We start from the raw sequence: 10,650 nt of genomic DNA, 5'->3' as shown, positions 1-10,650 counted from the left end.
ATCCGGCACGGCTGGCGGAAGCCGTCGACGCCGCGCGTTACGCGCACGGCGGAGCCACGGTCACCGGAGACACCGTCGATCTGCTCGATCTCGACGCCACGCGCCTCTGGGCGGCCAAGACCGAGAAGGAGTTCGGCCGGATCGATGGACTGGTCCATCTCGTGGGCGGCTGGCGCGGCAGCGCCTCCTTCGCCGAGACCGACCTCGCGGACTGGGAGGTGCTGGAGAAGCTGCTGATCCGTACGGTCCAGCACACCTCACTCGCCTTCCACGACGGTCTGCTGCGCAGCGACCGCGGCCGGTACCTGCTGATCAGCGCCGCGGGCGCGAGCAGGCCCACCGCGGGCAACGCCGCGTACGCCGCGGCCAAGTCCGCCGCCGAGGCCTGGACGCTGGCGCTGGCCGACGCCTTCCGTAAGGCGGGGGGCGAGGAGGGACCGCGCGCGGCGGCTGCCATCCTGGTGATCAAGGCGCTGGTGCACGACGCGCTGCGCGCCGAGCGCCCGAACGCCAAATTCGCGGGCTTCACGGACGTCACGGTGCTGGCCGAGGCCATCGCCGCGGTCTGGGAGCGGCCCGCCAGGGAAGTGAATGGAAAGCGCCTGTGGCTGACTCCCGAGCCGTGAGCCGTACGACGGACGCCCGCCGGCACCACGATCCCGAGGTGCGCGGCTTCGCCAGTGACAACTACGCCGGTGCCCATCCCGAGATCCTCGCCGCCCTCGCCGTCGCCAACGGAGGCCATCAGGTCTCCTACGGCGACGACGACTACACCGATCATCTCCAGCGGATCATGCACAGCCACTTCGGGCAGAGCGCGGAGGCCTTTCCGGTCTTCAACGGCACCGGCGCCAATGTGGTGGCGCTCCAGGCGCTCACCGACCGTTGGGGGGCGGTGATCTGCGCCGAGTCGGCGCATATCAATGTGGACGAGTGCGGCGCGCCCGAACGGGTCGGCGGGCTCAAGCTGCTGACCGTACCGACCCCGGACGGCAAGCTCACGCCCGAGCTGATCGACCGGCAGGCGTACGGCTGGGAGGACGAGCACCGGGCCATGCCGCAGGTCGTGTCGATCACCCAGAACACCGAGCTGGGCACGGTCTACACGCCCGACGAGATCCGGGCCATCTGCGCACACGCCCATGAGCGCGGCATGAAGGTGCATCTCGACGGCGCGCGCATAGCCAACGCGGCGGCATCCCTGGATGTCCCGATGCGCACCTTCACCAATGCCGTCGGTGTGGATGTCCTCTCGTACGGCGGCACGAAGAACGGCATGCTCTTCGGTGAGGCCGTGGTCGTCCTCAACCCGGACGCCGTACGGGCGATGAAGCATCTGCGCAAGCTGTCGATGCAGCTCGCGTCCAAGATGCGTTTCGTATCGGTGCAGTTGGAGGCGCTGCTCGCGGGCGATCTGTGGCTCCGTAACGCCCGGCACAGCAATGCGATGGCGCAGCGGCTCGCGGAGGGCGTGCGCGCGGTGGACGGTGTGGAGATCCTCCATCCCGTCCAGGCCAACGCGGTCTTCGCGCGACTGCCGCACGAGGTGAGCGTGCGGCTCCAGCGGCGCTTCCGGTTCTACTTCTGGGACGAGAAGGCCGGGGACGTCCGCTGGATGTGCGCCTTCGACACGACCGAGGACGACGTGGACGCGTTTGTGCAGGCGCTGAAGGAAGAGATGGCCGCATAGCCGGGACGGGGACCAGGCCCGGGACCGGCTTCCAGCCGGGACTGTACGACCGGAGTGCAGTGAGATGGACCATTCGGTACTCTGTGGTGCACCGTATTCGGCTCCGGAACCTTGAGGCACCACAGACCATGGCACTGACGCTCACCGTGTCGGACGAGGTACGCACCCTCGCGCCCGGCTTCACCCATCTCGCCGTCGAAGCCCATGGCCTGGTGAACGGCCGGAGCACCGACGGCAGTTCGGCCCTGCTGGACGACGCGGCCCGGCGGCTCGCCGACCGGCTCGGAGGGCGCGCGCCGCATGAGGATCCGCATCTGGCCGCCTGGCGCGAGAAGTACACCGCCTTCGGTGCGAAGCCGTCCCGTACCCGCAACTCCGCGGAGGCCTTGGCCAAGCGCGCCCTGTCCGGCTCCGGGCTGCCGCGGATCAATCTGCTGGTCGATCTCTACAACGCCGTGAGCGTCGCTCATCTCATCCCGGTGGGCGGCGAGGACACGGACCGTATCGTCGGTGGTATGCGGCTCGTACGCGCCACCGGCGACGAGCCGTTCGCGACGGTCGCGGGCGGCGAACCAGCGGTGGAGCATCCCGAGCCCGGCGAGGTCGTCTGGCGTGACGACGAGGGCGTCACCTGCCGCCGCTGGAACTGGCGTCAGGGCGTCCGTACGCGGCTCACCGAGGAGTCGGTGAACGCGGTTTTCCTGCTGGAGAGCCTCGTGCCCATGACGCTCGCCGAACTCGACGCGGCCGGTGCCGAACTCGCCGAGTCACTGGAGAAACTGAGCCCGGGAGCGCGCATCACGGTCCACTCGGCGGGCTGACGCTGACGGGCGACGGACGCCGGGCCGAAAGCCTGTCGTACGGCTTGCCGCACGGTCCTCGGAACCGCCGGGCGCGGCGGTTCCGTTCCGTCGGCAGGTCGGCAGTGACGTTTCGGCCGGGACCGGCTCAGCTCGTTTCCAGCTCGCGGGCCTCGGCCGGTGTCGGCGCCGTACCGCCCAGATGCGTCGGCACCCACCAGGTGTCGTGCGCGTCCCTGGGACGCACCGGATAGGCGCGCTGCGCCGCCTCCAGCAGATCCTGCACCCGCTCCCGCAGCCGCCGGGTGATCGCGCCTGCGTACTGGTCCGCTGCGGCCTCCACCTGCTCGCCGATCCGCATCGTCACCGGGATGTGGCTGCGCCTGAAGTTACGCGGACGGCCCTTCGTCCACAGCCGCTGGGTCCCCCACAGCGCCATCGGGATCAGCGGCACGCCGGCCTCCTGCGCCAGCCGTGCCGCACCCGACTTGAAGCTCTTCAGCGTGAAGGACTGCGAGATGGTCGCCTCGGGGAAGACTCCGACGATCTCGCCCGAGCGCAGCGAGTCCAGCGCGTGGGCGTACGCCTGCTCGCCCTGCTTGCGGTCGACCGGGATGTGCTTCATCCCGCGCATCAAAGGCCCCGAGACCTTGTGCCGGAAGACCGACTCCTTCGCCATGAAGCGCACCAGACGCTTCTGCGGCAGCGCGGCCAGTCCGGTGAAGATGAAGTCCAGATAGCTGATGTGGTTACTGACGAGCACAGCGCCGCCGGTACGCGGGATGTGCTCCGAACCCTGCGTGTCGATCTTCAGGTCCAGCGCCTTGAACATCGTGCGGGCGGCGCCGATGACCGGTCGATAGACGAGCTCTGCCATCTGGTGGGGACCCTTCTGTTCCGGGGAGGGTTCTCCCGGCGGAAGTTACGCAGCCGTAGGTTTTCGGCATTGCGCCGATGGTGCCCCATACACGGCCCCGTGGCCAGTCCTGGTCTGCGCGCGGGGCGAGATTCTCGTCACGTCAGCGCAGCCCGGCGTTGGCCCGCCGTACGAGCAGATACATCTCGCATCCCAGGCAGTAGCCGAACGCCGCGTTGAGAAAGGCGGCGGCGAGCGCGCAGCCGGTGGCCGCGAGCCCGAGCCAGAGCGGGCCCCAGAAATAACCGACCAGCCCTATAAGGGAGAAGACCAGTCCGACCGCCTGGGCGAACCGCGGCGGCTCGGGCGACTCGAACTCCACGGGCGGTCCGATCCGCGGGCGTACGGCCGTACGGAACAGCCAGCCGTACGGTGAACGCCCTACGCCGCCCACCGCGCCGACCACGAAGCACAGCGCCTGCCAGGCGAGCAGCGCGCCGCTGCCGGTGATCAGTACCACGGCGAGTACGAAGGTCGTGACGGCCGCGCCGAAACGCGGCCCTCTGATGTCGATGTCCATGACGTCAGCATCCCTCGCCGGAGCCGCCGTGGGACCGCGGAATATTTTGCGGTTGTGTGAACGCTGCACCCGAGGGCGCCGGTGTGGCCGGGCGCCATGTCGGTGTGAGGACGGACGGATGACGGGACTGGTGGTGTGCGCGGCGGTGCTCGCCGTGGCGAGCGCTTTCGGGCTGCTGCGCCGTCGCGTCGACGGGAGACTGAAGATGCGGGTGAAGGACGGCGAGAAGCGGTTCGGCGCCGCCGAGTTGGGCGCCGAACTGGGGGAGCGGGCCACGCTCGTCCAGTTCTCCAGCGCCTTCTGCCAGCCCTGCCGGGCGACCAGACGCACCCTCAGCGAAGTGGCGGGGATGGTCGACGGAGTCTCCCATGTCGAACTCGACGCCGAGGAGCGGCTGGAGCTCGTACGTGAGCTGGGCATCCTGAAGACGCCTACGGTGCTGGTTCTCGACGCCGCGGGCCGCATCGTGAAGCGCGCGGCCGGACAGCCGCGCAAGGCCGATGTGATCGCCGCGCTGGGCGAGGCGGTGTGAGCCACGCACTTGACTGCGCCTGCCACGCATCGTCACCCTGACGAGGTGCCCCAGGAACTCCTTCTCCATGGGCGGGTCCACGTCGACCTGGCCCGTAACGCGAGTGCGCGCTGTCCGGGCTGCTGAGCAGCCACGGATCCCGTACGTATCTCCCGCAGCCCGCAGAAGGACAATTCGAATGACGGCGACACCCGGTCTCGGCACTCCTCAGCTTGCCTCTCCCGAGCTGCTCCGCTCGGTGTTCCGCCGGCACGCGGCGGGTGTCGCGGTCATCACGGCCCAGGGCGACCGCCCGGTCGGATTCACCGCCACCTCGCTCAACTCCGCCGCCGCGGAGCCTCCGTTGGTCTCCTTCGGCGTGGGCACCTCGTCGTCGAGCTGGCCGGTCCTGGCCGAGGCCACCCATGTCGGCGTCCATATCCTCGGTGAGCACCAGCGGGAGCTGGCCGCGACCTTCGCGCGCAGCGGCGCGGACCGTTTCGCACCGCCCACCGCCTGGCGTACCGGACCGGAGGGCGTCCCGGTGCTCGACGGCGTCCTGGCGTGGCTGGTCTGCCGGGTGATCGCGCGCGTGCCCGCCGGGGATCACCGTCTGATGATCGCGCAGGTCGTCGTCGGCGATCCGGCGGGCTCGGGCCGGCCGCTCCTCTACCACCAGGGACGCTTCAACGCGCTGCGCGACTGAGCGGTCCCGCCCTGGCCGCGATCCTGCTCGGGCGTCGGCAAGCTCACAGTTATAAGCGCTTGCTCAGGGGGAATCCTCTGGCTGTACTGGCGAGTAATGTTGACGTCGGTGCGCCGGTCCCCCCGACCGGAAACCGCCCCATAAGGCGCCTATGCTGCGTGCTACAAGGCAGCCCGGAAATGACGATGCAGTAGGAGAGCCGGCGTGAGCTTGAGGATCGTTGTCTGTGTGAAGTACGTGCCCGACGCCACCGGCGACCGGCACTTCGCCGATGACCTGACCGTCGACCGCGACGACGTGGACGGTCTTTTGTCGGAGCTGGACGAGTACGCGGTCGAGCAGGCACTGCAGATCGCGGACGACTTCGACGGCGACGGCGACGCGGAGATCACCGTGCTGACCGTCGGTCCCGAGGACGCCAAGGACGCGCTGCGCAAGGCCCTCTCCATGGGCGCCGACAAGGCCGTTCATGTCGAGGACGACGATCTGCACGGTACCGATGTCATCGGCACCTCGCTGGTGCTCGCCAAGGCCATCGAGAAGACCGGATACGACCTGGTCATCTGCGGTATGGCCTCCACGGACGGCACCATGGGCGTGCTGCCCGCGATCCTCGCCGAGCGGCTCGGCGTCCCGCAGGTCACGCTGCTGTCCGATGTCTCCGTGGAGGACGGGCTCGTCAAGGGCCGCCGCGACGGCGACACCGCGAGCGAGCTGCTGGAGGCGTCCCTGCCGGCCGTCGTTTCGGTGACGGACCAGTCGGGCGAGGCGCGCTACCCCTCCTTCAAGGGCATCATGGCCGCCAAGAAGAAGCCGGTGCAGTCGCTGGACCTGGAGGACCTGGAGATCGACGCCGACGAGGTCGGTCTCGCCGGGGCCTGGACCGCGGTCGGCTCGGCCGCGGAGCGCCCGGCCCGTACGGCGGGCACGATCGTCAAGGACGAGGGCGAGGGCGGCAAGCGGCTCGCCGAGTTCCTCGCGAGCCAGAAGTTCATCTGAGGCCCGCGGCCTTGACGGCCCGCGCGGTGTCCTGGGGGCTCGTGCGGAGCCCCGACCGTCCCCTCCCGTTTCCCCGTATCCGCAGGAGAGCATTCCCATGGCTGAAGTTCTCGTCTATGTCGACCACCTGGACGGCGCCGTCCGCAAGCCCACCCTGGAACTGCTGACGCTGGCGCGGCGGATCGGCGAGCCCGTGGCCGTGGCGCTGGGCGCGGGCGCCGGGGACACCGCGCCCGCGCTGGCCGAGCACGGCGCGGTGAAGGTCCTCACCGCCGACGCCCCCGAGTTCGCCGACTATCTCGTCGTACCGAAGGTGGACGCGCTCCAGGCCGCCTACGAAGCGGTCTCGCCGGCCGCCGTCCTCTTCCCGTCCTCTGCGGAGGCCAAGGAGATCGCGGCCCGGCTCGCGGTCCGTGTCGGCTCGGGCCTGATCACCGACGCCGTCGATCTGGAGGCGGGTGACCAGGGCCCGGTCGCCACGCAGTCGGTGTTCGCCGCCGCGTTCACCACCAGGTCCCGGGTGTCCAAGGGCGTTCCGGTCATCACGGTGAAGCCGAACTCGGCCCCGGTCGAGCCCTCCCCGGCCGCCGGCACCGTCGAGGCGCTGTCCGTGACCTTCGGCGAGAAGTCCACCGGTACGAAGGTCGTCTCCCGCACCCCGCGCACCTCCACGGGCCGCCCGGAGCTGACCGAGGCCGCGATCGTGGTCTCCGGCGGCCGGGGCGTCAACGGCGCGGAGAACTTCGCGATCATCGAGGCGCTGGCCGACTCGCTCGGCGCGGCCGTCGGCGCCTCGCGCGCCGCCGTCGACGCCGGCTGGTACCCGCACGCGAACCAGGTCGGCCAGACCGGCAAGTCGGTCTCCCCGCAGCTCTACATCGCCTCCGGGATCTCCGGCGCGATCCAGCACCGCGCCGGGATGCAGACCTCCAAGACGATCGTGGCGGTCAACAAGGACGCCGAGGCACCGATCTTCGATCTGGTCGACTACGGCGTGGTCGGGGACCTCTTCGAAGTCGTCCCGCAGCTCACCGAGGAGATCAAGAGCCGCAAGGGCTGAGCAGCGGGCACGGTCCGTAGCCGTAGCCGCTGTGCGTACGGTCCCGGGGCCGCGTGGTGATCTCCACCGCGCGGCCCCGCGCCGTCCATTGACGGGGTTCGAACCGGCCGACTAACTTCATTCAACGGATTGTTGATTCCGGAAAGCGGAAGACCGGAACGGAAGGGCGTGGGCATGGCGCGGCAGGAGAAGGTGGCCACGAGTCTCGCGGGCGCGGTCGGCGTGGACATCGGCCGCTCCCTTGCGGCGGTCGACGCCGAACTGGCCCGTCGCTATCCGGGCGATCCCGGCACCCGTCAGCCCGTCCACACCGTCTACGTACCCGCCGACGTCTTCGACGCGGGCACGATCCGCTCCTGGGGCGACCAGGCGCTCGCCGCCCTTGACGAACACGCGCCCGACGCGCGCTCGCTGGCCCGTGCCCTGGGCCTGTCCGACGCGCTGGCGGAGCCGGTGTACGCGCGCGTACGGGCCAAGCTGGAGCGCGAGCCGGTCGAGGACCTGCGGATCGACTTCGAGGACGGCTACGGCCCGCGCCCGGACGCCGAGGAGGACGAGACCGCGGCGCGTGCCGCCCGGCTGGTCCACGAGGCGTACGGGAACGGCACCGCCGCGCCGTACATGGGTATCCGGATGAAGTGCCTGGAGGCCGCGGTACGGGACCGGTCCATCCGGACGCTCGACATCTTCCTCACCGGACTGACCGAGGCGGGCGCTCTGCCCGGTGGACTGGTGCTGACGCTGCCGAAGGTCACCTACGCGGAGCAGGTCACCGCGATGGTGCGGCTGGCCGAGGAGTTCGAGAAGGCGCGCGGGCTGGAGCCGGGCCGGCTCGGCTTCGAGATCCAGATCGAGACCAGTCAGTCCATTCTCGGAGCGGACGGCACCGCCACCGTGGCCCGGATGATCGACGCGGCGGGCGGCCGGGCCACCGCGCTGCACTACGGCACGTTCGACTACAGCGCCTGCGTCGGAGTGAGCGCCGCGTACCAGTCGAGCGACCATCCCGCTGCCGACCACGCCAAGGCCGTCATGCAGGTCGCCGCGGCGGGAACGGGCGTACGGGTCTGCGACGGCTCCACCAATATCCTGCCGGTCGGCCCGACCGCCCAGGTCCACGAGGCGTGGCGACTGCACTACGGCCTCACCCGGCGCGCGCTCGCCCGCGCCTACTACCAGGGCTGGGACATGCATCCGGGCCACCTGCCGACGCGGTACGCCGCGGTGTACGCGTTCTACCGCGAGGGACTGGAGCCGGCCGCCGCGCGGCTGGCCGCCTATGTCGCGAGGGCGGGCGGCGACGTACTGGACGAGCCCGCCACGGCCAAGGCGCTCAGCGGCTATCTGCTGCGCGGCCTGGACTGCGGCGCGCTCGACACTGACGAGGTGTCCGGGCTCACCGGCCTGACCCGGGCCGACCTGGAGGATTTCGCGATCCCACGCAGGGCGGCCCTGGCGGTCGCGACGCCGACGCCGACGCCGTAACGGTCCGTCCGGCCGGACAGCGGTCCGTCCGGCCGGAGCTCAGCCGTCCGGAACTCAGCCGTCCGACGGCGGAGGTATCTCACCCGAGCCGCGGGCGATCAGCCGCGTCGGCACCACCACGCGCGACGGGGCGTCGGCCGCGCCGTCGAGACGGCTGAAGAGGCGCTCAGCGGCCGTACGGCCCAAGGTCGCCGCGTCCTGGGCGATGACCGTGACGCCCGGGCTCAGCAGATCGGCGAGTTCGATGTCGTCGAAGCCGACGAAGGCGACCGGACGGTGGTGCGCGGCCAGTACCCGTACCGCCGTCACCGTCACACGGTTGTTGCCCGCGAAGATCGCCGTGACCGGCTCCGGCCCCGCGAGCATCGCGGTCACGGCGTCGCGTACCCGTTCCGGCGCGGTCGTGCCGAGCGAGACCCAGTCGTCATGGATCTCCAGCCCCGCGTCCGCCATCGCCGTGCGATATCCGCGCAGCCGCTCGATGGCTGTGTGGATTCTGGGCTGGTCACCGATGAAGCCGATCCTGCGATGGCCTCCCGCGATGAGATGCGCCGCGCCGGAGCGGGCGCCGCCGAAGCTGTCGGAGAGCACCGTGTCCGCGTCGATACGCCCGGCCGGCCGGTCCACGAAGACGGTCGCCACTCCGGCCTTGATCTCGGGCTCCAGATAGCGGTGGTCGTGCCCGGCCGGGATCACGATCAGCCCGTCCACCCGGCGCGCGCACAGCGCCAGCACCAGTTCCTGCTCGCGGTCCGGGTCCTCGGCGCTCGAACCGTTGATGAGCAGTGCGCCATGGGCGCGGGCGACCTCTTCCACCGCGCGGTTCAGCGGCCCGTAGAACGGGTCGGCGAGATCCTCCAGGACCAGACCGATACTGGCGGTACGGCCCTTGCGCAACACTCGCGCCGAGTCGTTGCGGCGGAAGCCCAGCGCCTCGATCGCCTCCTGCACCCGGCGCTCGGTGTCGGGTGTGACACCCGGTTCCGCGTTGACCACGCGCGAGACCGTCTTGAGCCCGACTCCGGCCCGTGCGGCCACATCCTTCATCGTGGGCCGGTTACCGTAACGGGGCTCGGGGCGGCGGGCGGTGTCTGCCACAGTGCGCTGTCCTGTCGTCATTTCTTCGGTGATTCTCCGGGCGGTTCGCCGGAGGATTGTCATCCTCGGCCGTGGCGACGAGCATAGGCCCTGGACAACGTTGTCAGGTGAATGGAGACTGTTCACCGAAGCCGCAGGTCCGTACATCCCCCCATACACGCGGGGATGCCTCATCCCCGGGAGATCCGACCCGATGCATACCGACTCCGTTGTCTCACTCGACATCGGCGGAACCAAGATCGCCGGCGCGCTGGTGGACGGCGGTGGCAGGATCCTCGTACGGGCGCAGCGGCCGACACCCGCGCGGGAGGACGGCGAGACGGTGATGCGGGCCGTCGAGGAGGTCCTCGCCGAGGTCCTGGCCTCTCCGCTCCGGGCGTCGGCGAGAGCCGTCGGTATCGGCAGCGCCGGTCCCGTGGACGCCTCGGCCGGTACGGTCAATCCGGTCAATGTCGTGGGCCTGCACGGCTTTCCGCTGGTCGAGCGAGTGGCGCTGGCCACCGGCGGGCTGCCGGTGACGCTGGTCGGCGACGGAGTCGCGATGACCGCGGCGGAGCACTGGCAGGGCGCGGCGCGCGGCTACGACAACGCGCTGTGCATGGTGGTCTCGACCGGTGTCGGCGGCGGGCTCGTACTGAACGGGAAGGTCCACGCGGGACCGACCGGCAACGCCGGGCACATCGGGCATATCAGCGTGGACCTGGACGGCGATCTCTGCCCGTGCGGCTCGCGCGGCTGCGTGGAACGCATCGCGAGCGGGCCGAACATCGCCCGCAGGGCGCTGGAGGGCGGCTGGGAGCCGGGCCCGGACGGTGACACCTCCGCCGCCGCGGTGGCCGCCGCCGCGCGCGCGGGCCATCCGGTC

The 10,650-nt window shown here is 70.5% G+C and carries 12 protein-coding genes; 9 read left to right on the top strand and 3 right to left on the bottom strand.

Translation table 11 applies throughout. The features are described 5' to 3' along the window. The 3 genes from GA0115259_RS21600 to GA0115259_RS21590 form a co-directional block, all read left to right on the top strand. Positions 1 to 626, top strand: a 626-nt coding sequence (locus GA0115259_RS21600; RefSeq protein WP_093599740.1) for an SDR family NAD(P)-dependent oxidoreductase, incomplete at its 5' end; no start/stop codon positions are given. After that, the gene (locus GA0115259_RS21595) at positions 605 to 1,690 is read left to right on the top strand and encodes a threonine aldolase family protein (protein WP_370748328.1); all 1,086 of its coding nucleotides are present in this window, start codon (positions 605 to 607) and stop codon (positions 1,688 to 1,690) included. The genes GA0115259_RS21600 and GA0115259_RS21595, both read left to right, overlap by 22 nt. A 128-nt stretch (positions 1,691 to 1,818) precedes the next feature. Then, positions 1,819 to 2,511: a B3/B4 domain-containing protein gene (locus GA0115259_RS21590; RefSeq protein ID WP_093599734.1), complete on the top strand. Its 693-nt coding sequence runs from the start codon at positions 1,819 to 1,821 to the stop codon at positions 2,509 to 2,511. Positions 2,512 to 2,638: 127 nt separating this feature from the next. Here the strand turns inward: GA0115259_RS21590 and GA0115259_RS21585 are convergent, their stop codons facing one another. Further along, positions 2,639 to 3,367 carry a lysophospholipid acyltransferase family protein gene (locus tag GA0115259_RS21585; protein WP_093599731.1) on the bottom strand — a complete coding sequence of 243 codons (729 nt, stop codon included), beginning with the start codon at positions 3,365 to 3,367 and terminating at the stop codon, positions 2,639 to 2,641. Positions 3,368 to 3,509: 142 nt separating this feature from the next. Further along, complete coding sequence (locus GA0115259_RS21580; RefSeq protein WP_093599728.1) at positions 3,510 to 3,926, bottom strand: DUF4395 domain-containing protein; 417 nt, start codon at positions 3,924 to 3,926, stop codon at positions 3,510 to 3,512. A gap of 118 nt (positions 3,927 to 4,044) precedes the next feature. On the opposite strand from GA0115259_RS21580, the gene GA0115259_RS21575 reads away from it, so the two are divergent. The 5 genes from GA0115259_RS21575 to GA0115259_RS21555 all read left to right on the top strand — a co-directional run bounded on the left by GA0115259_RS21575 (position 4,045) and on the right by GA0115259_RS21555 (position 8,687). Then, entirely contained in the window at positions 4,045 to 4,458 is a 414-nt protein-coding gene (locus tag GA0115259_RS21575) for a TlpA family protein disulfide reductase (RefSeq protein ID WP_093599724.1), read from the top strand. A 178-nt stretch (positions 4,459 to 4,636) separates the two neighbouring features. Then, complete coding sequence (locus tag GA0115259_RS21570) at positions 4,637 to 5,143, top strand: flavin reductase family protein (protein ID WP_093599721.1); 507 nt, start codon at positions 4,637 to 4,639, stop codon at positions 5,141 to 5,143. A 204-nt stretch (positions 5,144 to 5,347) separates the two neighbouring features. Then, positions 5,348 to 6,142, top strand: a complete 795-nt coding sequence (locus GA0115259_RS21565; RefSeq protein WP_093599718.1) for an electron transfer flavoprotein subunit beta/FixA family protein — start codon at positions 5,348 to 5,350, stop codon at positions 6,140 to 6,142. Positions 6,143 to 6,239: 97 nt separating this feature from the next. Then, on the top strand, positions 6,240 to 7,202 hold the full coding sequence (locus GA0115259_RS21560) for an electron transfer flavoprotein subunit alpha/FixB family protein (protein WP_093599715.1): 963 nt from the start codon (positions 6,240 to 6,242) through the stop codon (positions 7,200 to 7,202). 174 nt (positions 7,203 to 7,376) lie between these two features. Next, entirely contained in the window at positions 7,377 to 8,687 is a 1,311-nt protein-coding gene (locus GA0115259_RS21555; RefSeq protein WP_093599712.1) for a DUF6986 family protein, read from the top strand. Positions 8,688 to 8,741: 54 nt separating this feature from the next. On the opposite strand, the gene GA0115259_RS21550 is transcribed toward GA0115259_RS21555, so the two are convergent. Beyond that, positions 8,742 to 9,785 carry a LacI family DNA-binding transcriptional regulator gene (locus GA0115259_RS21550; RefSeq protein WP_093599709.1) on the bottom strand — a complete coding sequence of 348 codons (1,044 nt, stop codon included), beginning with the start codon at positions 9,783 to 9,785 and terminating at the stop codon, positions 8,742 to 8,744. A gap of 193 nt (positions 9,786 to 9,978) precedes the next feature. Here GA0115259_RS21550 and GA0115259_RS21545 point away from each other — a divergent pair. Further along, on the top strand, positions 9,979 to 10,650 hold a 672-nt coding region (locus GA0115259_RS21545; RefSeq protein ID WP_093599706.1), incomplete at its 3' end, for an ROK family protein.

Origin of the sequence: Streptomyces sp. MnatMP-M17 (assembly GCF_900091995.1) — a bacterium.
Classification (GTDB): Bacteria; Actinomycetota; Actinomycetes; order Streptomycetales; family Streptomycetaceae; genus Streptomyces.
Note: the sequence above shows the minus strand (reverse complement) of the source record. Positions and strands in the feature narration are given on the sequence as shown.